Source organism: Pseudomonas rhizophila (assembly GCF_003033885.1).
GTDB classification, from domain to species: Bacteria; Pseudomonadota; Gammaproteobacteria; order Pseudomonadales; family Pseudomonadaceae; genus Aquipseudomonas; species Aquipseudomonas rhizophila.
Window position 1 is genome coordinate 5,131,605 of sequence record NZ_CP024081.1, and the last position, 23,747, is coordinate 5,155,351.

The 23,747-nt window shown below is 61.7% G+C and carries 23 protein-coding genes; 12 read left to right on the forward strand and 11 right to left on the reverse strand.

Annotation, left to right across the window (positions count from 1 at the left end):
• The first annotated feature begins 3 nt into the window (after nt 1-3).
• Nucleotides 4-1,341 carry an MFS transporter gene (locus CRX69_RS23835; RefSeq protein ID WP_107322969.1) on the forward strand — a complete coding sequence of 446 codons (1,338 nt, stop codon included), beginning with the start codon at nt 4-6 and terminating at the stop codon, nt 1,339-1,341.
• Nucleotides 1,342-1,477: 136 nt separating this feature from the next.
• Here CRX69_RS23835 and CRX69_RS23840 read toward each other — a convergent pair whose 3' ends face one another.
• Nucleotides 1,478-2,356 (reverse strand): DMT family transporter, encoded by an 879-nt coding sequence (locus CRX69_RS23840; RefSeq protein ID WP_107322970.1) that lies wholly within the window; start codon nt 2,354-2,356, stop codon nt 1,478-1,480.
• A gap of 51 nt (nt 2,357-2,407) precedes the next feature.
• Entirely contained in the window at nt 2,408-3,184 is a 777-nt protein-coding gene (locus CRX69_RS23845) for an IclR family transcriptional regulator (protein ID WP_047229560.1), read from the reverse strand.
• Nucleotides 3,185-3,417: 233 nt separating this feature from the next.
• On the opposite strand from CRX69_RS23845, the gene ypfJ reads away from it, so the two are divergent.
• Together ypfJ and CRX69_RS23855 are read left to right on the forward strand one after the other, a co-directional pair.
• Complete coding sequence (gene ypfJ, locus CRX69_RS23850; protein WP_047229559.1) at nt 3,418-4,305, forward strand: KPN_02809 family neutral zinc metallopeptidase; 888 nt, start codon at nt 3,418-3,420, stop codon at nt 4,303-4,305.
• A complete protein-coding gene (locus tag CRX69_RS23855) occupies nt 4,305-5,252 on the forward strand; it encodes an alpha/beta hydrolase (protein WP_107322971.1) in 948 nt (315 codons plus the stop codon). The genes ypfJ and CRX69_RS23855 overlap by 1 nt, the downstream gene beginning before the upstream one ends.
• Nucleotides 5,253-5,393: 141 nt before the next feature.
• Here the strand turns inward: CRX69_RS23855 and CRX69_RS23860 are convergent, their stop codons facing one another.
• The 4 genes from CRX69_RS23860 to CRX69_RS23875 form a co-directional block, all read right to left on the reverse strand.
• Nucleotides 5,394-5,987 (reverse strand): HAD family hydrolase, encoded by a 594-nt coding sequence (locus CRX69_RS23860; RefSeq protein WP_047229557.1) that lies wholly within the window; start codon nt 5,985-5,987, stop codon nt 5,394-5,396.
• Nucleotides 5,984-6,853, reverse strand: a complete 870-nt coding sequence (gene tesB / locus CRX69_RS23865; RefSeq protein ID WP_047229556.1) for an acyl-CoA thioesterase II — start codon at nt 6,851-6,853, stop codon at nt 5,984-5,986. The genes CRX69_RS23860 and tesB overlap by 4 nt, the downstream gene beginning before the upstream one ends.
• 102 nt (nt 6,854-6,955) lie before the next feature.
• A complete protein-coding gene (locus tag CRX69_RS23870) occupies nt 6,956-7,525 on the reverse strand; it encodes a GNAT family N-acetyltransferase (protein ID WP_047229555.1) in 570 nt (189 codons plus the stop codon).
• A gap of 200 nt (nt 7,526-7,725) precedes the next feature.
• Complete coding sequence (locus tag CRX69_RS23875; RefSeq protein WP_076386424.1) at nt 7,726-8,391, reverse strand: GntR family transcriptional regulator; 666 nt, start codon at nt 8,389-8,391, stop codon at nt 7,726-7,728.
• 277 nt (nt 8,392-8,668) lie between these two features.
• Between CRX69_RS23875 and CRX69_RS23880 the strand changes: the two genes are divergently transcribed.
• The 7 genes from CRX69_RS23880 to CRX69_RS23910 all read left to right on the forward strand — a co-directional run bounded on the left by CRX69_RS23880 (nt 8,669) and on the right by CRX69_RS23910 (nt 17,659).
• The gene (locus CRX69_RS23880) at nt 8,669-9,901 is read left to right on the forward strand and encodes an NRAMP family divalent metal transporter (RefSeq protein WP_076386749.1); all 1,233 of its coding nucleotides are present in this window, start codon (nt 8,669-8,671) and stop codon (nt 9,899-9,901) included.
• Nucleotides 9,902-9,929: 28 nt separating this feature from the next.
• The gene (locus tag CRX69_RS23885; protein ID WP_076386426.1) at nt 9,930-10,700 is read left to right on the forward strand and encodes a LamB/YcsF family protein; all 771 of its coding nucleotides are present in this window, start codon (nt 9,930-9,932) and stop codon (nt 10,698-10,700) included.
• A complete protein-coding gene (locus CRX69_RS23890; protein ID WP_107322972.1) occupies nt 10,697-11,503 on the forward strand; it encodes a putative hydro-lyase in 807 nt (268 codons plus the stop codon). The genes CRX69_RS23885 and CRX69_RS23890 overlap by 4 nt, the downstream gene beginning before the upstream one ends.
• Before the next feature lie 9 nt (nt 11,504-11,512).
• Nucleotides 11,513-13,129, forward strand: coding sequence for a 5-oxoprolinase subunit B/C family protein (locus tag CRX69_RS23895; RefSeq protein WP_047229551.1), 1,617 nt, complete (start codon nt 11,513-11,515; stop codon nt 13,127-13,129).
• On the forward strand, nt 13,126-14,865 hold the full coding sequence (locus CRX69_RS23900) for an acetyl/propionyl/methylcrotonyl-CoA carboxylase subunit alpha (protein ID WP_076386432.1): 1,740 nt from the start codon (nt 13,126-13,128) through the stop codon (nt 14,863-14,865). Before CRX69_RS23895 ends, CRX69_RS23900 begins: the two co-directional genes overlap by 4 nt.
• 152 nt (nt 14,866-15,017) lie before the next feature.
• Complete coding sequence (locus CRX69_RS23905) at nt 15,018-16,256, forward strand: OprD family porin (protein ID WP_107322973.1); 1,239 nt, start codon at nt 15,018-15,020, stop codon at nt 16,254-16,256.
• 161 nt (nt 16,257-16,417) lie between these two features.
• Nucleotides 16,418-17,659 carry a TIGR03862 family flavoprotein gene (locus CRX69_RS23910; protein ID WP_107322974.1) on the forward strand — a complete coding sequence of 414 codons (1,242 nt, stop codon included), beginning with the start codon at nt 16,418-16,420 and terminating at the stop codon, nt 17,657-17,659.
• Between the two features lie 112 nt (nt 17,660-17,771).
• Here CRX69_RS23910 and CRX69_RS23915 read toward each other — a convergent pair whose 3' ends face one another.
• Nucleotides 17,772-19,109, reverse strand: a complete 1,338-nt coding sequence (locus CRX69_RS23915; RefSeq protein WP_047229546.1) for an RNA helicase RhlE1 — start codon at nt 19,107-19,109, stop codon at nt 17,772-17,774.
• Between the two features lie 57 nt (nt 19,110-19,166).
• Nucleotides 19,167-20,069 (reverse strand): drug/metabolite exporter YedA, encoded by a 903-nt coding sequence (gene yedA, locus CRX69_RS23920; protein ID WP_076386438.1) that lies wholly within the window; start codon nt 20,067-20,069, stop codon nt 19,167-19,169.
• Nucleotides 20,070-20,230: 161 nt separating this feature from the next.
• Here yedA and CRX69_RS23925 point away from each other — a divergent pair, with 161 nt between their 5' ends.
• Nucleotides 20,231-20,683, forward strand: coding sequence for an Lrp/AsnC family transcriptional regulator (locus tag CRX69_RS23925; protein WP_047229544.1), 453 nt, complete (start codon nt 20,231-20,233; stop codon nt 20,681-20,683).
• A gap of 133 nt (nt 20,684-20,816) precedes the next feature.
• Here CRX69_RS23925 and CRX69_RS23935 read toward each other — a convergent pair whose 3' ends face one another.
• From CRX69_RS23935 to CRX69_RS23945, 3 genes are all read right to left on the reverse strand, one after another.
• Nucleotides 20,817-21,428, reverse strand: a complete 612-nt coding sequence (locus CRX69_RS23935; protein WP_107322975.1) for a 3'-5' exonuclease — start codon at nt 21,426-21,428, stop codon at nt 20,817-20,819.
• Nucleotides 21,429-21,450: 22 nt separating this feature from the next.
• On the reverse strand, nt 21,451-21,930 hold the full coding sequence (locus CRX69_RS23940; protein WP_003185707.1) for a LabA-like NYN domain-containing protein: 480 nt from the start codon (nt 21,928-21,930) through the stop codon (nt 21,451-21,453).
• 125 nt (nt 21,931-22,055) lie between these two features.
• Nucleotides 22,056-22,817: a DUF2076 domain-containing protein gene (locus tag CRX69_RS23945; RefSeq protein ID WP_076386442.1), complete on the reverse strand. Its 762-nt coding sequence runs from the start codon at nt 22,815-22,817 to the stop codon at nt 22,056-22,058.
• A gap of 177 nt (nt 22,818-22,994) precedes the next feature.
• On the opposite strand from CRX69_RS23945, the gene CRX69_RS23950 reads away from it, so the two are divergent.
• Nucleotides 22,995-23,657 carry a hypothetical protein gene (locus CRX69_RS23950; RefSeq protein WP_076386444.1) on the forward strand — a complete coding sequence of 221 codons (663 nt, stop codon included), beginning with the start codon at nt 22,995-22,997 and terminating at the stop codon, nt 23,655-23,657.
• The last annotated feature ends 90 nt before the right edge of the window (nt 23,658-23,747 follow it).

The following is a 23,747-nucleotide window of genomic DNA, read 5'->3' on the forward strand; positions in this document are numbered from 1 at the left end:
GCTATGATTCCTTCCCAAAGCTCCCGCCTGCCCCCCGTCCTTGGTGCCACCACCGCTGGCGTCGGTGACAAGATCCGCGGCGCCCTGGCCGTGGGCAAAACCCGTTGGGGCATGCTCGCCCTGGTGTTTTTCGCCACCACCCTGAACTACATCGACCGCGCCGCACTGGGCGTGATGCAGCCCATTCTCGCCAAGGAAATGAGCTGGACGGCGATGGATTACGCCAACATCAACTTCTGGTTCCAGGTTGGTTATGCCATCGGTTTCGTGCTGCAAGGCCGACTGATCGACCGGATCGGCGTCAAGCGTGTGTTCTTCTGCGCCGTACTGCTCTGGAGCCTGGCGACCGGCGCCCATGGCCTGGCCACGTCGGCGGTGGGCTTCATGGTCTGCCGATTCATCCTGGGCTTGACCGAAGCTGCCAACTACCCGGCCTGCGTGAAGACCACACGGCTATGGTTCCCGGCCGGTGAACGGGCCGTGGCGACCGGTATTTTCAACGCCGGGACCAACGTTGGCGCGATGTTCACGCCAATGCTGCTGCCGCTGGTCCTGCAGGTGTGGGGCTGGCAGGCTGCGTTCCTGTGCATGGCCGCGCTGGGCGGAATCTGGCTGGTGTTCTGGGGCCTGAAATACTTCAACCCGGAGGATCATCCCAGCGTCAAACAGGCGGAACTGGACTACATCCAGGCCCAGGACGAACCCGATCAGGTCCGCGTGCCCTTCTCCCGTATCCTGCGCATGCGCGGCACCTGGGCGTTCGCCCTGGCCTACTCGATCACCGCACCGGTGTTCTGGTTCTACCTCTACTGGTTGCCGCCGTTCCTGAACCAGCAATACAACCTGGGCATCAACGTGACCCAGATGGGCATCCCGCTGATCATCATTTACCTCACCGCCGATTTCGGCAGCGTGGGCGGCGGGATTCTGTCCTCATTCCTGATCGGCCGCGGCCTGAACCCGATCAAGGCGCGGCTGATTTCCATGTTGCTGTTCGCCTGCTGCATCATCGGCGTGATCCTGGCCGCCGGTTCCAGCAGCCTGTGGATGGCGGTGTTTGCCATCTCCCTGGCCATCGGCGCGCACCAGGCCTGGACCGCCAACATCTGGAGCCTGGTGATGGACTACACGCCCAAGCACATGATGAGCACGGTGTTCGGCTTTGGCGGCATGTGCGCCGCCGTCGGCGGGATGTTCATGACCCAGTTGGTGGGCCACATCCTCACGGTGACCCACAACAACTACACCGTACTGTTCACCCTGATCCCGGCGATGTACTTCATTGCCCTGATCTGGTTGTACTTCATGGCACCGCGCAAGGTGCCGACGCTGGAAAGCTGATACCAGTCAGCCCGGGATTCATCCCCATGTGGGAGCACGGCTTGCCCGCGATGCAGGCACCTCGGTTCACTCAGGACCGTATCGTCTTCATCGCGGGCAAGCCTTGCTCCCACAATCGATCCCACCACGGTGCGCGTTAGCTCCGCCGCTGTTGCCACGCCGCCGCCAGCCCGCTGAGGCAGATCAGCACAATGCCGAACACCGTGGTCAACGTTGGCGTATGGCTGAACAGCAACCAACCCAACAGGCCGGCAAATACGATCTGGCAATACCCGAACGGTGCCAGCAGCGCCGGGGCGGCGAAGCGGAAGGCCTGGGTCAGCATCAGGTGCGCCGTCATCCCACACGCTCCCAACGCAAGCATCATTGCCCCATGCACCAGGCTTGGCACCTGCCAGAAGAACGGCACCAGGGCGCTCATCACCAACGTATTGCACAAGCCGGCGAAGAAGTTGCTGGTGGTCGGGCTGTCAATCTCACTGAGCTTGCGAGTGAGCAGCTGATAGAAACAGAAAAACAGCGCCGAACAGAACGGCAATAACACCGCTGGCGTAAACAGGTCACCGCCCGGATGGACAATGATCAACACCCCGATAAAGCCGAAGATCACCGCGACCCATTGGCCGCGCGTCACGTGTTCGCCCAGCAAAGGCACCGACAATGCAGTGACCAGCACGGGCGCCAGGAAGTTGACCGCGGTCGCTTCCGCCAAAGGGATGTATAGCAGCGCCGTGGTGAAGAACAGGCTGGTGCCCAACAGACACAACGCACGCGCCAACTGCCATAACGGACGCTTGGTACGCAGCACCCGCAGCCCCGAACGCGGCAGGAAAATCCCGGCCATCAACAGCGTGTGCACGACATAACGCGCCCACACCACCATGATGATCGGATAGAACCCTGAAAGGTATTTGGACAAGGCGTCATGGCTGGAGAACAGGAACGTCGCGCAGAGTATCAACAGGATGCCCTTGAAGGCCTGATTGACGCCGGAAAGCGGAGTGCTGACGGTCATGTAGGAATCCTGTGTTGCTTGATGTAGGGAGCCGATGTCTGCGACGGCGATTCAGCTGAACAACTCCGATGCCTGGCTGGCGTGTGACAACTCCTCGGTAAACGCAAGCAAGGTCGGCGCCAGCTCATGCAGCCTCGATCGCGTCATCCGGGCGGTGGGTCCGGCGATGCTGAGCACGCCCAAGACCCGGCCATCCAGCGGATGACGCACCACGGCCGCAATGGCTGAGGTGCCGACCGCCGAACTTTCCTCGACACAGGCATAGCCCTGCTCCCGGGCCTGACGCAGGTATTGAAGCAGTTCAACGCTGTCACGCGGCGCGTTGGGGCCCACGTCCGCCGGCATTTTCAGGGCCTGGCGGTCCACCAGCGACAGCGCCTCGGCATCGCTCATGCACGCCAGCCAGGCATGGCCCGACGCGGTATAGACCAATGGCGTCTCGCGGCCCATGTCAGGGTCGTAGCGCAACCCGGAGCGAGCGCCCTGGGACTTGGCAATCCAGGTCTGGCGATCACCCTCGATCACACCCAGGCGTACCAGTTCACCGCTTTCCCGAGCCAGACGATCGAGCACCGGCTGCACGATGTCGGCACCACTGCGCGACAGGTAGCGAAAGCCCAGGGCGACCAGGCGGGTCGACAAGTGATAACGCAGGTTCTCGGGATTCTGGCGCACGTAACCCAGGCGCGTCAGTTCAGCAAGCAGGCGGTGCGTGGCGCTCTTGGGAATCTGTAATTGTTCGGCCAACCCTTGCAGAGCCCAGCCGTGGGGATCGCTGGCGAGACTTTCCAGCACATTGAAAACCCGTTCGATTTGACTGCCGGCCATGGAAAATCCAGAGGAGAGAGGCTGATTCCAAAATATGCGAAGTGTAATGCAAATTCTGGAACCCGACATTCATTGTTGACGGATGAACCAAAACCCGTGGCGATTGCCTGAGAGCTCAGGCGTACAGCCTGCGCCTTCAAACGCTAGACTCACTGCGAATGTCTGTCCGTGAACTGGCGGCAACCCCACTCAGCGGCAACACTCTTCACACGGTCAATCAGAGGATTTCCCACATGTTATGGAAAAAAGGTCGCCGCAGTGACAACGTGGTGGACGCCCGCGGTGACGGTGGCGGCGGTGGTGGGATGCGTTTCGGTGGCGGCAAGGGGCTGAGCCTGACGGCCATTGTCCTGATCGTCGGTATCGGCTGGATCACCGGCCAGGACCCCATGCAGATTCTCGGGCAACTGGCCGGGCAGATGGACCAGACCTCGGCCCCCGCCTCCTCCCAAACCCGGCAGGCGCCGCCCGCGAACGATGAACAGGCCGAGTTCGTGCGCTCAATCCTGGGTGATACCGAAGACACCTGGGGCCAGGTCTTCCAGCAGGCCGGGCGCCAGTACCAGCAACCCAAACTGGTGCTGTTCAGCGGTCGGGTCAACTCGGCCTGCGGCCTCGCTTCATCAGCCACCGGCCCGTTCTATTGCCCGGCCGATAAACAGGTCTACCTGGACATGAGTTTCTTCCAGGAAATGTCCCAACGGTTCTCCGCCGCTGGGGATTTCGCCCAGGCCTACGTCATCGCCCATGAGGTCGGGCATCACGTCCAGACCCTGCTCGGGGTGTCGGCAAAAATCCAGGAGGCTCGCCGTCAGGGCCGCCAGATGGAAGGCGATGGTGGTCTGCTGGTCCGTCAGGAATTACAGGCCGACTGCCTGGCGGGCGTCTGGGCCAACCATGCACAGAAGCGCCTGAACTGGCTGGAGCCGGGGGACATTGAAGAGGCCTTGACCGCCGCCAACGCCATCGGTGATGACCGCCTTCAGCAGCAGGGCCAGGGCCGGGTAGTGCCGGACTCCTTTACCCACGGCACCTCGGCGCAACGGGTTCGCTGGTTCAAGACAGGGTTTGCCCAGGGTCAGGTCAGCCAATGCGACACCTTCGCGGCAAAAAATCTGTAATGAAGTGGGGCGCCCTCCTCAGCCTGCTGCTGTGCTGCACTTTTACCCAGGCAGACGAACAGGGCGTGGGCGTGGTCGCTCAAGGGCGACTGCAGCTCAAGGGCGGCGCCATGGTCGTCGGCGTGAGTCCACCCCCGGCGTCTATCCAGCGCGTGTTGATCATCCTCCATGGCCGGCTGCGCAACGCCCAGACCTATCTGCACAGCGCCGAAAAGGCCGCCGCACACGCCGGTCAACTGACCACGACCCTGATCATCGCCCCGCAGTTTCTCAACGAACATGACGTTGCCCGCCATCAGTTGCCCAATGACCTGTTGCGCTGGCAAGGCAACGACTGGATGGCCGGCGGCTTATCCACGGGGCCCAAGGCGGTCAGTTCCTTTCAGGTCATCGACGACATCGTCGCCCGGGTCAGTGACCGGCAGCAATTTCCCGAGGTGAAAGAGATCGTCATCGCGGGCCATTCCGGCGGCGCGCAGGTCGCGCAGCGCTACGCCTTGCTCGCTCGCGGTCAAACCCGGATCGCCCCCAGATTCGTCATCGCCAACCCGTCCTCCTATGCCTATTTCGATGCGCAGCGCCCCATGGCCTTCGACCCGGCCGGTTGTCCCGGCTTCAACCATTGGAAGTACGGCCTGCAGAACCTGCCCGCCTATGCCGCCGGGCAACCCCCCGCTCAACTGGAAGACAACTACATCAAACGCGACATCGTTTATCTGCTTGGGCAACAGGACATCGACCCTGAGCACCCTGCGCTGGATAAAGGCTGTGAAGCGCAGACCCAAGGGCCGTATCGGTTACTGCGCGGGCAGTTCTTTTTCGACTACCTGACCCGGCGTCATCCCGAGGGGCTGAACCAGCGGCTGATCGAAGTGCCGGGGGTGGGGCATAACGGGGATGGGATGTTCAATTCGGCTGAGGGGCAGAAGGCGCTGTTTGGTCAGTGAGTTCTGTAGGAGTAGACAGGGCCTCATCGCGAGCAGGCTCGCTCCCACAAGGGGATCGGTGTCGATCAAAAGTGGGTCCACCGCAGATCTACTGTGGGAGCGAGCCTGCTCGCGATAGCTATCTATCAGCCAACCCCTCTTTCAAGCCGACAGCATCCGCCGCAACTCCCCGCAATCACGCGCATGCCAGTCCGCCAGCTCCGGCCAAGGATTGTCCGGCAGGTTCACCAGCACCGTCCGCGCACCCGCCGCACGGCCGCAGTCCAGGTCGAAACGGTAGTCACCCACCATCACCATCGCCTCGGGCGCCACACTCCAGGCCTCGGCCAGTTTCAACAGGCCGCCGGGATGGGGCTTGGGCGGCGCTTCGTCGCGGCCCAGCACATCTTCCACTGCGAAACAGTCCGCCAGACCGATAGCTTGCAGGGTCACGTGGGCCAGTTCGCGAGCGTTGCGCGTCAGGATCCCCAGGCGGTAACCCCGCTGCGCCAGCTCGCGTACCAGCTCGACCGCTCCCGGCGCAGGCCGGGAGCCCAGCGCCAGGTCCCGCTCGTGTTCCAGCAACCAGGCATGCTTGGCTGCGGCTTCGTCGGCCGGCAATGCCGCCAGGTGGGTCAGAATGTCGTCTTCGGCCGGGATCGCCAGGGCCACGCGAATCGCCGCAAAATCATGCACGGCGATGGTCAGCGTACCGTCCATGTCGAACACCCAGTGCCGCACATCGGCCAGACTCATGCCCAGTCCTTGCGGTGGCGAATCAGGCCTTCCTGGGTCACCGACGCCACCAGTTGTCCGGCGCGATTGAACACGCTGCCACGAGAGAACCCACGGGAGTTGCCGGCCCACGGGCTGTCCATCGCATAGAGCAACCAGTCGTCGGCGCGCAGGTCGGCGTGGAACCACAAGGCGTGGTCGAGGCTGGCGACCTGCATGTCCTTTTGCCAAACCGATTTGCCGTGGGGCAACATCGAGGTGGTCAGCAGACCGAAATCCGAGGCGTAGGCCAACAGGTATTTATGCAGGGCCGGTGAGTCCGCCAGGGCACCATCGGCCCGGAACCACACGTACTTGACCGGATCGGCCGGCTGCGGATTGTAGGGATCTTTCTCGGTGACCGGGCGCACCTCGATCGGTTTGGGGCACAGCAGTTTTTCCCGCATGTGCTCGGGCAGCAGGTGCGCCCGCTGCTGGGTCAGTTCCAGCTCCGAAGGCAGGTTCTCCGGCCCGACCACCTGGGGCATGGAGTTCTGGTGCTCAAAACCCTGCTCGTCGTATTGAAACGAAGCGCTGCACGTGAAAATCGGGTTGCCCTTCTGGATCGCCGTGACCCGGCGGGTGCTGAAACTGCCGCCGTCACGCACCCGGTCCACCTGGTAGACCACCGGCAAGGCCGCATCGCCCGGACGCAGGAAATAACCGTGCATCGAATGCACATGACGGGCCTCTTCCACGGTCTGGCTGGCCGCCGACAGTGACTGGCCAAGCACCTGGCCGCCGAACAACTGGCGAAACCCCAGGTCCTGGCTGCGACCGCGAAACAGGTTCTCTTCGATAGGTTCCAGGGTCAGCAGGTCGACCAGATCTTCCAACACGTGGCTCATTCAGACTTTCCTCACACAGCTCAACCGCGCAGTCGGTGCTGCGACGGTGGATCGATTGTTGGCCCGGGCCATTGTGGCGGGCATTGTAAACGTCCGTGTCGGCTAACCGTGCAGGGTCTGTAGCCACTGTTCACGGTTGATACGATAGAGCACATGTTGACGCAATGGATGACCGACGGCGAGCTTTGGGTGTTCAAAGTCATCGGCCGGGTCATGATGCATGCCGATGGCTTGCATGACTTTCTGCGATGGCAGGTTATCGACGGCGGCGAACGCCACCACCTCATCCAGCCCCAGGCGATCGAACGCACACCGCAAGGCCGTCCATGCGGCTTCGCTGGCATAACCCAGGCCCCAATGCTCACGGGCCAGACGCCAGCCGATCTCGATCGCCGGAGTGAAGTGCGCGTCGAACCCGACCACGCCCAGGCCGGTAAAGCCGATAAAGGCCCCGGTGTCCTTGCGCTGCAGGGCCCACAAACCAAAGCCATGCTCGGCAAAATGCCCCCGCACGCGCCCGATCAGTGCGGCGCTTTCCAGGCGGCTCAGGGGCGCCGGAAAATAACGCATCACCTGCGCATCGGCAGACATGGCGGCAAACTCCGGCAAGTCCGCGTCGCGCCACTGGCGCAGTATCAACCGCGCGCTTTGCAGTTCCAGTATCGGCTCCATTTGCTTCCTCTCCATGCCCCAACGCCTACTCAAGCGAAATCGCCACGCCCAAATAAACGGCCCACGGCCGCTGCCGGGATCAAGGTGGGAGACGCAGGCGACGTGCCCAGCTTGATCGAGTGAGCCACGCGGCTGCGCCAGGTATCAATTATCGACAGGCTTGGCTTGGCTGGCGAGGAGTTCGTCGCGCTCGTAGGGTGCTACCGGTTCAGACTGCGTTCGTAAGCGGCCAGAACGGTGCGCTCCGACTGCACCAGATAGGCTTCAAGCAGCCGGGTTGCCTCCTCTGATCGTCCTTCTTCGATACAACGCAGGATTGAAACGTTCATATCGACATAGGGCATATGCAGGAACTCCGGATCTTTGAGCAGGCCGAATGCCAGCCGCAGCTCGGCTGATATCTGACCGTAGAACACCACCAATCGCGGGCTGTCGGCGAGTTCGACGATAGCCTTGTGGAACATCATGTTGGCGGTGCCGACAGCCTTCCAGTCCTTGACTTCACGCGCTCGCATGCCCGCCTCCACCGCCTCACGCATATGCAGCGTTCCCGGATGCAGCGGGTAACCCTGGGCAATGGCCTTGCATTCGATAAAGCGGCGGACACGATAGATGTCGATGATCGACGCCATATCGGGCACCGCCACGCTCACCCCGCGATTGGGTTCATGTTTGAGCAACCCCTCGCGGGTCAGGACCCTGAACGCTTCCCTCAAGGTGTTGCGGGAAATCTGCAGGCTTTCGGCCAGGGCCGCTTCGGACAATCGTTGGCCCGGAACCAGTTCACCTTCGACCAGCATTCTGCGGACCTCCTGGGTAATGGATTCTCCCAGCGAGCGAGGAAGGGAAGGTGAAACGTCGTTCATGTGCAATCCAGAATAAGAATAAGAGAAGTCACTTTGATGTTCCATGAGAGCCCCGCCCATGGCAAGGAGCAAGGGTGTCGCCTGCATCATTAAGTAACACCCACGAGTGATAAGGTTACAATTTGGTGCGAATTGTAGCCCCACATCAAACTGATTGTTGAACAATTCAAAGTCTATAGATCAACACTTTTAGACCGATGTTTGAGTCATGGCACGCTCGTTGCTCAATAAAAAAATATCTCCCACCGTAGGAATTGATGCCGTGACACAGACAGCCGTGACACAGACCGCTCAAGATTTTACAAAGACGCGACGCGCTTCCCTGATCGCAGCAATTTTCATGATGGCAACGTCCGCCATCGGCCCTGGCTTCATCACCCAGACCGCCACGTTCACGGCCAAAATGGGTGCGGCATTTGCGTTCGGTATCCTGGCGTCGATTCTGATCGACTTCGTGGTTCAACTTAACGTCTGGCGTATCGTCACCCTGACCCGAATGCGTGCCGCAGACGTGGCCAACAACGCGATTCCAGGCAGTGGTTACCTGCTGGCGGTGCTGGTGATTTTCGGCGGGCTGGTGTTCAACGTCGGCAACATCGCCGGTGCCGGGCTGGGCCTGAACGCGTTGATGGGGCTTGATGCAAAATGGGGCGGCGGTCTCAGCGCCTTGCTGGCTATCGGCATCTTCCTTTCCCACCGCGCCGGAGTGGCCGTCGACCGGCTGATCGTCGTGCTGGGTCTGGTAATGATCGCCCTGACCCTGTTCGTGGCCTTCGCTTCCAACCCGCCACTGGGCGAAGCCCTCTATCAAACCGTCCTTCCGGACCAGATCAACTTCGCCACCATTACCACCATTGTCGGCGGCACGGTCGGCGGTTACATCACTTATGCGGGGGCTCACAAACTGCTGGACCGCGGGACTACCGGGGTAGAAAACCTCCAGGCAGTGACCAAGGCAGCCTTGGGCGGCATCATGGTCACCGGCCTCATGCGCTACATCCTGTTTCTCGCCATCCTCGGCGTTGTTGCCAGCGGCGTAGTCATCGACACCTCGGGCCAGGGCGCCAATCCGGCCGCACAAGCCTTCCAGGCAGCAGCCGGGCAGTTCGGCCTGCGCGTCTTCGGTCTCATCCTCTGGGCCGCCAGTATCACCAGCGTGATCGGCGCCGCTTACACCTCCATTTCCTTTATCACCGTGTTCAAGCCGGACATCACTGAGCAGGGGCGCAACCGCGCCACCACCGTGTTCATCGCTCTGTCGCTGCTGATCTTTGCCCTGATGGGAACGGCTCCCGCCGCACTGCTGCTCTTCGCGGGCGGTTTCAATGGCCTGATACTGCCAATCGGCCTGAGCATCTTTATCTACGTCGGCTGGCGCCGGTCCGACCTCATGGGCGGTTACCATTACCCACGCTGGCTGTTGGTGCTGGGCGCCCTGACCTGCCTGCTGACCTGGTACATGGCAATCAAATCCGTTGGGCCGATCTTCGCCTTCCTCAACGTTGCCTGAGCCCGATAACGAACAAGGAGTCACGTGAATGCCAACCATAGATATCAATAGCGACCTGGGCGAAAGCTTTGGCGCCTGGCACATGGGCGACGATGCCGCGATGCTCGATGTCGTGACCAGCGCCAATGTCGCCTGCGGTTTCCACGCCGGCGACCCGGCCGGCATCTTGCGCACACTGAAAGCGGCGGCGGCCAAAAATGTCACCATTGGTGCCCATGTCGCTTACCCGGACAAAGTGGGCTTTGGCCGCCGAAACATGGACGTGGCCAGCGATGAGCTGACGGCCGACGTGATTTACCAGATCGGCGCGCTGCAAGGCCTGGCCAAAGCCGCCGGCACGTCGGTGCGCTACGTAAAACCCCACGGCGCCTTGTACAACACCATTGCTCACGATCGCCGTCAGGCGCTGGCCGTGATCGAAGCCATCCGCGCGATCGACTCCAACCTCATATTGGTTGCCCTGGCCGGCTCAAGCCTGATTGAACTGGCCCGTAACGAGGGTTTGCAGTGTATCGCCGAAGCCTTCGCTGACCGTGCCTATACGCCACAGGGCACCCTCGTCTCTCGCCGCGAACCAGGCGCGGTGCTGCACGATCCCAAGCTCGTCGCCCAACGTATGCTGCGCCTCGTTGAAGACGGCTGCCTCGAAGCGATCGATGGCAGCCTGACCAAAATCCAGGCCGACTCGATCTGTGTCCATGGCGACAGCCCCGCAGCGGTGGAAATGGCCCGCGAGCTGCGCCGGGTATTGGAACAGGCGCACATGTCCTTGCAGCCCTTTGCCGGAGCACGCCCATGAACGCCCTTGATCTCGCCCGCCAGGCGGCCATCGCCGCTGCCCGGGATGCACGCAGCACTTACCGTAACGGCGAGGTCGCCCCCACGGCGGGTATCGCGCCGGGCATGACCCAGGCCAACCTGATCGCCCTGCCGCGCGCCTGGGCGTACGACTTCCTGCTGTATGCCCAGCGCAATCCCAAAGCCTGCCCGATCCTTGACGTCAGCGACGCCGGCAGCCCGAGTACGCTGCTGGCTGAAGGGGCGGACCTGCGCACTGACATCCCGCTGTACCGCATCTGGCGTGATGGAAAGCTGGCCGAGGAAGTCAGCGATGCCACTCAGGCCTGGGCTGAACACGACGACATGGTGGCCTTTTTGATCGGCTGCAGCTTCACCTTTGAAACCGCCCTGCAAGAGGCCGGCATCGAAGTGCGGCATATCACCGATGGTTGCAACGTACCGATGTACCGGACCAACCGTGCCTGCCGCCCGGCCGGACGTCTACAGGGTGAAATGGTGGTATCGATGCGACCGATCCCCGCCGATCGCGTGGCTGAGGCGAGCACTATTTCCGGACGCTATCCCTCAGTCCATGGCGCCCCGGTGCACATCGGCGAACCCGCGCTGCTCGGCATCCAGGACCTGGGACGCCCCGATTTCGGCGATGCCGTACGCATCGAACCCGGCGAGATCCCGGTGTTCTGGGCCTGCGGCGTCACTCCCCAGGCCGCGGTCATGGCCTCGGGCGTGCCCTTCGCCATCACCCATTCGCCGGGCCATATGTTCATCACCGATGTGCCTGACAGCACCTACCACGTCTAGGAGTCTCCCGTGCGTTTTCTACCGGTCAACCTGGACGCCCTGCTCGTCGAATTGAAAGACCTCGACGAGACACTGGCGTTGTTCGACGCCCTGATGGCCGAGCCGATTGCTGGCGTGGAGGAAATCATTCCTGCCGCACGAACGCTGCTGATCCAATTTCGCCCCAGCGCCATTGCGCAGCAGGCGCTCGTCAATCGTATCGCTAGCCAAGACCTGAGCCAGCGCCGCGCGATCGAGCATCGCCGGGTGGAAATTCCCGTCCATTACAATGGCGAAGACCTCGACGAGGTCGCCACGCTGCTGGGGATCAGCCGCGCCGAGGTGGTCCAACGCCACACCGCCCATGACTACAGCGTGGCCTTCTGCGGATTCGCGCCGGGCTTCGCCTACCTCACCGGCGGTGCGGGTTTCCAGGTGCCTCGCCGACAAACTCCACGTACCCGCATACCCGCGGGTGCGGTTGCCCTGGCGGGGGAATTCAGCGGTGTTTATCCGCAAGCCAGCCCCGGCGGATGGCAGATCATCGGCGTCACGCCTTTGCAGATGTGGGACCTGAACCGCGCTGAATCGGCCTTGCTGCGTCCAGGCTATAAAGTGCGCTTCACCGATGCAGGCCCGCTCCCGGCGGGTGGCCTGCCCGCCCCCACGGTACCGGCAAGTGCCGCCGCGCCCAGCGGCGCCTATCTGGAAATCATCACCCCCGGTTTGCACAGCGTATTGCAGGATATGGGCCGTCCCGGCCAAACCGGCCAAGGCGTATCCCGTTCCGGCGCGCTGGACCTGGGCGCGCTGCGGGCAGCCAACCGCGCGGTCGGCAACCGCTCGGACATGGCCTGTGTGGAATCGGTACTCGGCGGCCTGAGCTTCGTTTGCCATGGCCGTGCCGTGATCGCCGTCACCGGTGCGCAAACCCCGGTCACAATCACCAACGCCAGTGGCCTGCAATGGCAGGCAAGTCACTACCAGCCCATCGAGCTGGACGCGGGTGACCGCGTCAGCCTGGGTTCCCCCCTCGCGGGGCTGCGCAGCTACCTGGCGATTCGCGGCGGCTTTGACGTCACTCCGGTGCTGGGCAGCCTGTCCACAGACACCCTGGCCCAGGTCGGTCCCCCGGCACTCGCCGCCGGCGACCTATTGGGCTTTACGACACTGACAACGGGAACCAGCGTATCGCTGAACGAAGCCCCAGCCTTTGAGCTGCCTACAGCTACCAACATCGTCACCCTTGACGTGGTCATGGGACCGCGTACCGACTGGTTCACCGAAGACGCCATCCAGCGTCTGAGCAGCCAGCTCTGGCGCGTCACCTCACAGTCCAACCGCGTCGGTATTCGTCTGGCCGGTGAAATACCGCTAGCGCGCAGCAACCACCATGAGTTGCCCAGCGAAGGCACCTCCGTGGGCGCCATTCAGGTCCCGGCCAGCGGCCAACCGGTTCTGTTTCTCGCCGATCACCCGTTGACCGGTGGCTATCCAGTGATCGCCGCAGTCGCCAGCTACCATCTCGACCTGGCTGGCCAGATCCCTATCAATGCGCAGATTCGCTTCAACCCTGTGGACGGCTTCAAAGAGATTCAACCCGCTACGCAAGCTTCTTCAACTGCCGATGTGAAAAAAATTCCATGAAAAAATTACTGATTGCCAACCGTGGTGAAATTGCCGTCCGCATCGCCCGCGCCTGCCGCGACTACGGCGTGCAGTCTGTCGCGGTCTATGCCGACGCGGACATCGACGCCCTGCACGTGCGCCAGGCCGACGAAGCCTACTCACTGAATGGCCAGCGCCCGGCCGAAACCTACCTGGATATCGGCAAACTGATTGCCGTGGCCAAACGCAGCGGCGCCGATGCCGTGCACCCCGGCTATGGTTTTCTGTCTGAACGGGCCGACTTCGCCCGGGCGGTGATCGACGCAGGGTTGATCTGGATCGGTCCCAACCCGCAGACCATCGACGTGCTCGGCGACAAGGTCGAGGCGCGAAAAATTGCCCAACTGGTCGGGGCGCCTCTGGTAGCCGGTACGCCTGGCCCGGTCGAAAGCGCCGCCGAAGTATTGGCCTTTGCCGAACAGCACGGCCTGCCAATTGCCATCAAGGCTGCCTTTGGCGGCGGTGGACGCGGCATGAAAGTCGCCTGGCGCATGGATGAAGTGGCTGAATTGTTCGCCTCCGCCGTGCGCGAAGCGCAAGCGGCCTTTGGTCGTGGCGAGTGCTATGTCGAACAGTTCCTCGACCGTCCTCGGCACATCGAAGCGCAGATCCTCGCCGACAAACACGGCAAGGTCGTCGTCGTCGGCACGCGTGACTGCTCCTTGCAGCGGCGCAATCAGAAGCTGGTGGAGGAAGCGCCGGCGCCCTTTATCAGCGACGAACAGCGCCAGCGTATTCATCAATCCGCTCAGGATATCTGCGCCAAAGCCGGCTACGTCGGTGCCGGCACGGTGGAGTTCCTGCTCAGCCAGGATGGCACCCTGTCGTTCCTTGAGGTCAATACCCGCTTGCAGGTCGAGCACCCGGTGACCGAAGAGACCACTGGGGTGGATCTGGTGATCGAACAACTGCGGATCGCCGACGGTTTGCCGTTGTCCTTCAGTGAGACGCCGACCCCACGTGGCCATAGCTTCGAATTTCGCATCAATGCGGAAGACCCAGGCAAGGGCTTCCTGCCCACCCCCGGTCAGATCACCGATTTCCTGCCACCGTCTGGCCCGGGTGTGCGCCTGGACAGCGGCGTGATAAGCGGCTCGCGAGTGCCCAGCACCTTCGACTCGATGATGGCCAAACTGATCGTCACCGGCGCTACCCGCGAACAGGCTATTGTCCGCGCCCGACGCGCCTTGGCGGAATTCAACATTGAAGGCATTGCCTCGGTGCTGCCGTTCCACCGGGCGGTGATGGACCATGACGACTTCACCGGTGCCGATAAATTCGCCGTGCACACGCGCTGGATCGAAACCGATTTCGCCGAACAGATCACGCTCGCCCCACGTACCGCGGTATCGGCCGACCCAGGCATCCTGCGCACGTTTGTCGAGATCGACGGCAAGCGCCACGAACTGGGCCTTCCGGCTGCGCTGCTGCGAGGCGTCAGCCTGAATGCAGCGGGTACCGCCAGCGAAAACACGGCCCCCTCCGAGGTCACTGATCCGCAGGCGGTACTGACGCCCGTGGCGGGTAATCTGCATACCTGGGTCGTCGAAGACGGCGAGTCGGTGAGCACCGGGCAAGTGATCGCGGTTGTAGAAGCCATGAAAATGGAAACCTCGGTCCTCGCACCTTGTGAAGGCCAGGTGCAGATCGCCAAACAGGCCGGCGACTATTTTGAAGCCGGCTCCGTCATTGGCCGCATCAAAACAGCTCTCTGATTTAAAACTTTTCTTTTCGCAGTCAGTACGCGCAACGGGGTAATAACCCGGTTGCCGCGTGCTGCCCGCAGAAAACTGTAGATGTAACTTTGCAATCAAAATAACGATAAAACCCAACACATAAATCTGCTGTTATCTGGAGCATAAAGAGCATGTCAATCAATAAGACTTTGGCTATTGCGGGTACTTGCGCGTTGATTTTCCCTTTTACGGCATCTGCAGATTTTATTGCCGACAGTAAGGCCAGTGTGGAACTGCGTAACTTCTACTTCAATCGTGACTTTCGCAACGGTCCTCCCACGGCCCAGCGGGACTCGGCAAAAGAATGGGCCCAGGGCGCCATGCTGCGATTCGAGTCAGGTTATACCGCCGGCACCGTGGGCCTGGGCATCGACGCGGTTGGCATGCTCGGCCTCAAGCTTGACGGCGGTGATGGTTCCGGTGGCACGGGCCTGTTGCCGGCTGACCTTAGTTCGGAAAACGGCCGCGGCTCACAGGACGAATATTCCAAACTTGAGTTGACGGCCAAGGCGAAGGTGTCGGAAACCGCTCTAAAGGTTGGCTCACTCGCCTTCCGTACGCCCGTGGTATCGAGCAATGACACACGCCTGTTGCCCTCCACCTTCGAAGGCGCGCTACTGACCTCCAAGGACATTGATCAGTTGGTCCTGCAAGGCGGCAAGCTGGAGCAAATCAAGTTCAACAGTTCCTCGAACTATCAGGACTTCACGGGTAACCGCATCGGCGGTGTCAGTGATGACTTCCGCTTTGCCGGCGGTACTTACAGTTTCAACAAGGCCCTTAGCACAAGTCTGTTCTACGGCAATCTGGAAAATGTCTACCGACAGTTCTTTGGCGGCGTCGTCTATGAAATCCCTCTTGCCGCACAACAGTCGCTGAAGTTCGATCTACGTTATTCGAAAAGTACCGATGACGGTAACTTCCGCCCCCTCGATAACCGCGCCGCGAACGGACTGGTTGCCTACACCCTGGGCGCCAACGTGTTCACCGCCGCCTATCAGCGCATGAGCGGTGACGATCCCTTCCCGTACATTGCCAATAGCGACCCTTACCTGGTCAACTTCGTCCAGATCAATGACTTTGCCAACACCCAAGAGCGCTCCTGGCAGCTGCGTTATGACTACAACTTCGCCGCGCTGGGCATTCCCGGGCTGACGTTCATGAGTCGTTATGTCCAGGGTGACAACGCGTTGGTCGGGGGCAGTAATACGGGCAAAGAGTGGGAGCGCGATACGGATATCGGTTACGTGGTCCAAAGCGGTTCGCTGAAAAACCTCGGGGTCAAACTCAGAAACGCTACGGTTCGTTCGAACTTCAGCAATGACCTGGATGAAACCCGCCTGATCGTCAGTTACACATTAGCGCTCTAAGAATCACCGCATCCCCCTGTGGGAGCGAGCTTGCTCGCGATGGCGGCTGATCAGCCTGCATGGATGTTGGCTGACAGATCGCTATCGCGAGCAAGCTCGCTCCCACAGGGATCTGTGCTGATAGAATGCCCCGCTTATTCCCGTCCTCCGCAGCTCACGCCATGACCCCAACCGTCTGCCCCCATATCCCAAATGTCGCCATCATCGGCGGCGGCCCTGCCGGCCTGATGGCAGCCGAGGTGTTGAGCCAGGCCGGGATACAGGTCGACCTGTACGACGGCATGCCTTCGGTGGGCAGGAAATTCCTGCTGGCCGGTGTCGGTGGCATGAACATCACCCACTCGGAAGACTTCACGCCGTTCCTGTTCCGCTACGGCGAGCGCGCGCCCAATATCGCCCCGCTGCTGCGGGCATTCGGCGCCAACGAGTTATGCCAATGGATTCACGGATTGGGCATCGAGACCTTTGTCGGCAGTTCCGGGCGGGTATTTCCTACCGACATGAAAGCCGCCCCGCTGCTGCGCGCCTGGCTCAAACGCCTGCGCGATGCCGGCGTGATGATCCATACCCGCCATCGCTGGCTGGGCTGGAACCCCGACGGCAGCTTGCTAGTCGCCGCTGCGGACGGCGAAAAAACACTGCGCCCCACTGCGACATTGCTGGCGCTGGGCGGTGGCAGTTGGTCACGCCTGGGCTCCGACGGTGCCTGGATGCTGCCACTGGAACAGCGCGGTGTAGGCCTTGCGCCCTTGCAGCCGAGCAATTGCGGATTCGAAGTGCCGGCCTGGAGCGATCTGATGGTCAGCAAATTCGCCGGTGCCCCGCTGAAAAATATCGCCATCGGCCTGAATGACGATGTACCGCGCCTCGGTGAATGCGTGATCACCGCCACCGGCATCGAAGGCAGCCTGATCTATGCCCTGTCGGCGCCGATTCGCGAAGCCATCAACCAGCACGGTAGCGCGACGATCCATCTGGACCTGCTGCCGGGCCGGCCTGTGGATAAAATCCAGCAAGCCCTGAGCAAGCCACGCGGTTCACGCTCAATGGCCAAGCACCTGCACAGTCAATTGGGTATCGACGGGGTCAAGGCTGCGTTGCTGCGCGAGCAAACGCCTGCCGATTGTTTCGCCGACCCGGCGCGGCTGGCCCAGGCAATCAAGGCCTTGCCCATCACCCTGGTGAAACCCCGCCCGCTGGACGAAGCCATCAGCAGTGCCGGTGGCGTGACCTTCGAAGCCCTGGACGAACGCCTGATGCTCAAGCAGATGCCTGGCGTGTTCTGCGCCGGGGAAATGCTCGACTGGGAAGCGCCGACCGGCGGCTATCTGCTCACGGCCTGCTTTGCCAGCGGCCGGGCGGCTGGGCTGGGAATGTTGGAGTGGTTACAGCGCAAGGTTTGAAAACCCAGGCGCGGCCATCGCGAGCAGGCTCGCTCCCACATTGACGGTGTACACAAATCAAATGTGGGAGCGAGCCTGCTCGCGATGGCGGCCTGTCAAACGCTGCGGGTCATCAAGGCTTACGCTTGCGCGGCCCGGTGTTGAACACCGGCACTTTACGCACTGGCTTGACCGAGGGCTCCACGGGCGAGGCGTCGCCGCTGTCGACCCACTTGCCCAGGTTGCGCTTGCCGCCACCGCCCGAGGCTTTCGGTTTCTTCGGTTTTTTCGGCTTCTTGATAACCTGGCCGCTGGCATCGGTCTCCGGCACCCGATGTTCAGGCTCGAAGTCCTGTTCCATCTGCCGTGGCAACGTCTGACGGGTCAGGGTTTCGATGGCTGACAGCAGATTCACTTCATCGGCGCAGACCAGGGAAATCGCTTCCCCGGTGGAACCCGCCCGGCCAGTACGACCGATACGGTGGATGTAATCCTCAGCGACGATCGGCAAATCGAAATTCACCACCAGCGGCAAGTCTTCGATATCCAGCCCGCGAGCGGCGACGTCGGTGGCCACCAGGATCTGGATTTCACTGGCCTTGAAACGGTCCAGCGCGCGCTGGCGGGTGGCCTGGGGTTTATCGCCGTGGATGCCGTCGGCATTGACACTCATGCCCTGGAGTTTTTCCACCAGCGCATCGACACCGTTGCGGGTCTTGGCAAATACCAGCACCTGTTTCCACTTGTTCTTGCGCATCAGGTGCACAAACAACTCTGGCTTGCGCTTCTTGTCCACCGTCACCACCCATTGCTTGACGGTGTTGGCGGCCACGTTGCGCGGGCTCACTTCGATGCTCAACGGGTCGTTGAGCATTTGCCCGGCCAGCAAGCGGATCGCGTCGGAGAAGGTTGCCGAGAACAGCAGCGTCTGGCGCTTCTTCGGCAGCGCTTTATAGATATTCGCCAGCTCCTCGGAGAAGCCCAGGTCGAGCATGCGGTCGGCTTCGTCCAGCACCAGGGTCTGCAGCTGATTGAACTTCAGCGCGTTCTGGCGGAACAGGTCGAGCAAGCGTCCCGGCGTGGCAACAAGCAGATCAACCCCTTTGCGCAGCTTCATCATCTGCGGGTTGATGCTGACACCGCCGTACACCGCATAGGTGCTCAATGGCAGGTTTTGCGCGTATTGGCGCACGCTTTCGTGGACCTGCTCGGCCAGTTCACGGGTCGGCACCAGAATCAGCGCCCGTACCGAGTTGGCGCTGACCTTCGGCCCCTCGGTGGTCAGCAACTGCAACAGCGGCACGGCGAAACCGGCAGTCTTGCCGGTGCCGGTCTGGGCCGCGGCCATCAGGTCGCGACCGGCCAACACCGCCGGCATGGCTTGGGCCTGCACCGGGGTTGGGGTCTGGTAGCCGAGCGTCTCGAGGGCGCGCAGCAAGGGTTCGATCAGGCCAAGGGTGGCGAAAGTCATGGAAGTACCGTAGGAAAATCAGCGCAAGGTGTGCAATGCGCGGCAGTTTACCCTAAATCAGGATTCGGCCGGCGCAGGCTTGGGTTTGCGCCACTGGGGCAATCCAATCAACACCACGGCACTGATGATCACCAACATCGCCAGGGCCTCTTCGATCCCGATGGTTTCACCGGCGAACACAATGCCCAGCAACACCGCCACCGCCGGGTTGACGTAGGCATAGCTGGTGGCCGCCGCCGGACGTACGTGCTTGAGCAGGTACATGTAGGCGTTGAAGGCAATGATCGAACCGAAGCAGGTCAGGTAAGCCAGCGCGATCCAGCCTTCCAGCGGCGGCATGCTGTCCAGGTGTTCGCCGCTGGCCACGCTGCCGATCAATAGCACCACACCGCCCACCAGCATTTCCACGGCACTGGCCATCGCCCCCGCCGGCAGCGGCAAGTGTTTGCTCAGCACCGAACCGAAGGCCCAGGACGCCGCCGCGAACAGCAGCAAGGTCGCGCCCAGTGGACTCGATTGCAGGTTGGAACCGAGGTTGAGCATGGCAATGCCGATCAACCCCAGCACAATCCCCGCCCACTCCAGACGGGTATTACGGGCGCCCCAGAAATATCCGCAGAGCAAGGTAAACAACGGCACCGTCGCCACGGCCAGCGCCGCCACCCCGGACGCCACACCCGTGTGTTCGGCGACACTGACCGCGCCATTGCCGAAACTGAGCAACAACACGCCGATGACAGCCCCCGCCTTCCACTGCGCCCAAGTCGGTGCCGGCGCCCCGCGCCAGCGCAGGAAACCGTACATCAGCGAGCCGGCGATCACGAAGCGAATCCCGGCCAGCAGCAGCGGCGGCCAATGCTCCACACCGATGCGAATCACCAGGTAGGTCGACCCCCAGATGACGTACAAGGCAAAAAATGCAGCGATCAATGGCAAGGGGAAACGGCGTGGGCCAGGCATGGTCAGCTCGAAGTCAGGACAATGAAAGACGCTATTCTAGAAAGGCGACAGGCGGAAAATAAGTTACAAAACCTGTTTATCCGAACCGTACACTTTTAAAAACACGGAGATCAGCGTTATAAACCGTACTTTCGAAAGTCAGCCCCTTGGGAGCCCGAACCGTGGATAAATACGACCGCATGCTGCTCAGCGCCCTGTTGGAAAACGGTCGTGCGTCCTATGCCGAACTGGCCCGCAAAGTGAACCTGTCGGCCCCGGCCGTGGCCGAGCGGGTCAGCAAGCTGGAAACCAGCGGCGTGATCACTGGCTACCAGGCGAAAGTCGACATGGCGAAAATCGGCTTGCCGGTGCAGTGCGTCATCGAACTGCGCATGAACCAGCACGGCAACCAGAAGACTTACGATGAACTGTGCAGGATCCCGCAACTGACCGAATGCCACCGGGTGACGGGCGACCCGTGCGTGATCATGCAGGCGGCGGTCGGCTCGATGCCGGAACTGGAAGAGCTGATCAACCGCATCGCCAAGTTCGGTTTCAGCAAGACCTCGATCGTGCTGTCCAGCGCGATTGAAAAGCGGGTGCCGTTGGGGCAGTTGGAAGGCAACGGGAAATAATCGCGCCAACACACATCAGAACGGTGGGAGCGAGCCTGCTCGCGATGGCGGTGTATCAGTCAACTTAGTTGCCGACTGAACCGACGCTATCGCGAGCAGGCTCGCTCCCACAGTGGCTTGTTGGGGGGTGTTTTCAGAACCCGCGATGCCGCTTGAGGTGCTCGTTGATCTTCGCCGCCGGCACTTTCTGCAAACTGCACAGCAAATCGTGGGACAACTCCCGCAGCCCGTGCTGTTGCCGCAGTTGCGTCGCCAGGTGCGCGGTGAGGTTGGCGGCCATTTCGGCGTCGGCCATGGCCCGGTGAGCCTGGCCCGTGTGGGGCAGGCCGGCGAAGGTGTTGAGCGTGCCGAGCTTGTGGTTCGGCGCCGTCGGCATCAGGCGCCGGGCCAGCAGCAGTGAACAGGCAAAATTCTGCAAGCGGGTGCGTTTGATCCGGCCTAGCTCGAAATCCCAGAACTTCTGGTCGAATGCGGCGTTGTGGGCCAGCAGCGGCGTGATGCCGACGAACTCGTTGACCTCGTTCATCACCTTTTCCGCCGGCGGGGCGCTGCGCAGCATGGCGCTGCTGATGCCGGTCAGTTGCTCGATGAACGCGGGCACGCGCACACCGGCGTTCATCAGGCTCTGATAGCGATCCACAATCCGGCCCTGTTCGAGAATCACCACGGCGATTTCGGTGGCCCGGCAACTGCTGCTCGGCGTGATGCCAGTGGTTTCAAAGTCGATGACTGCGATGCGTTCCAAACCTGTCTGAACTCCGTAAAAATCAATTCTTGAGCAGCAACGCGCCTTCGATCGGCACGTAGCGGCTGGCGGCGCGAATCAGCGAGTTGGCCGTCAGCCCCGGTACGCCATAAGCCACCGCCTGGACCCCGTGTTTGCTGATGATGCGTTCGAGCAGCATGTCGAAATCGCCATCACCGGAGGCCAACACCACTTCGTCAACGTGATCAGCGGCGTCCATGATGTCCAGGGTGATGCCCACGTCCCAGTCACCCTTGGCCGAGCCGTCGCTGCGCTGGATGTAAGGCTTGAGCTTCACGACAAACCCCAGGTTGCGCAGGATCTGCTGGAATTGCTGCTGCTTGCTGTCGCCGCGATCGATCGCATACGCGTAGGCCTCGACGATCTGCCCCTGCTTGCTGACATCGGCCCACAAGGCCGCGTAGTTGAAATGGCAACCATAAGCCTGGCGCACGGTGTAGTAGAGGTTCTGGACATCGGCGAACACTGCGATTTTTTTCACCGCGTTTCCTCTTGAATGCACAAGCCGGCAGAGCGGGCCCGAAAAGTTGCCCAGTATGCCAGCCCAGAGGAATGTTCCGCGAATAATCGGTCCGAGGCACCTGGGCGCCCCGGACGAATGGCAGGTCAGACGAAGGAGTCGTCATCGCCGAAGAAGGATGAATCGTCGCTGTAGTCGGCGTCGGCGAAACCGCCCTGGTCGTTGCCATAGGCATCGTTACCAGCGACGTTTGAGTCATTGCCCCAGCCGCTGTCACTGCTTGCCGTGTCGTTGACCGGTTGGGCCGGCTCTGGCTCGATGACCTCGACGACTTCCTGAGGCTGCTGGGCACCGTGGAACAGACTGCTGATGCCCTGGGCGAGCATCACGCCCCCGGCCACACCAGCCGCGGTTTTCAGCGCGCCGCTCATGAAGCTGCCGGCCCCTGGAGCCTGCTGTTGCGCGGCGCCGTAGTTAGCGGGCGGCGCGGCGTAGTTCTGCTGGGGTGGCGCATTGAAGCCAGGCCGCGCCGGTTCGCGCCAGCCGCCACCGCTGGCGGGCGAAGCGCCTGGAGCGGACGTTGGCCGTGGGTCGCGCGAGCTGCCACCGAAAATACTCGAGAGAAAACCACCACCGCTGGGCGCTGGAGGCTGTTGCCGGGCCTGTTGCAGGTCCGCTTGCAACTGCTCGATCTGCTGGGTCAGTTGCCTGTTCTGCTCGTCGAGGCTTTTGAGCGCCGTCTCTTGCACCAGAATCGCCTGGGTCATGAAATAGCCCGCCGCGGGCTGGCGGGTCATATGTTCCTTGATCCGCGCCTCGGCCTGGACATCGCGCGGGGCTGCATCCTTTTCGGCCTGTTGCAGCCGTGAAAACAGTCCATCGATCAGGGTTTGTTCTTCGCTGTTCATGGCGACCTCATCAGATTGCCGGGTAGAAAAACCATGCCGGCCCTACAGGACCGGTGCCAGCAGTAATGGGGCTGGGCACAGAGGTTTCAATGGTCTTTACCTGATGTTTACGTTTGCTTGTGCAGGCGCCTGATCGGTTAAAGTGTCGGACCGCTTTTTGACCTGCGATACCGACTCATGAATCCGTTTGACGTGCTGCGCGACTCTTTGTATTTCTTCAAACGCCATCTTGGCCGGATCGCCCAGCTGTGCCTGCCGCTGGTGATCCTCGAGGCCGTGCTGCAACAAGGCGTGGACAGCGCCGTGGGCCCCGAAGGTTTTTCCGGCTACAGCCTGATCGTCGGGCTGCTGATATACCCGCTCTACACCGCCGCGCTGATTCTGTTTCTCGACGCTCGCAGTCGCGGTGAATCGCCCCGTCCCCGTGACCTTCTCGCCACGGCCCTGACCCTGTGGCCACGCTTTGCCCTGCTGACCGCACTCAATACGTTGCTGATTCTGGTGGGCATTTCGTTGTACTTCCTGCCGGGCCTTTGGCTGATGGTGGTCCTGGCCTTTGGCGAATACCTGCTGGTGCTGCGCGGCCTGACTCCGCTGGCAGCAATGAAGGAAAGCCTGCGCCTGAGCCGCGGCAGTTTCTGGCGCATCCTGTTGTGCATTCTTTGCGTGATGGTCCCGCTCTGGCTGCTCAAGGGCGCCAGCCTGTCGGTGTACCCGCCGCCCCAGAACCCGTTGATCACCTTGCTGATCGACAGCGTTCACAGTTTCCTGCAGCTGTTCACCACCGTGGTGCTGTTCCGGATGTTCATGCTGGTCGCGGAAAAACCTGACAGCCGTTGACGACTGCTGCGCAGGTTACGGGCTTGGGCTCGGCGACTGCTCTCGGTTATGCTCGGGATCACTTTTGCGTATTGCCCATTTAAGTCGAGC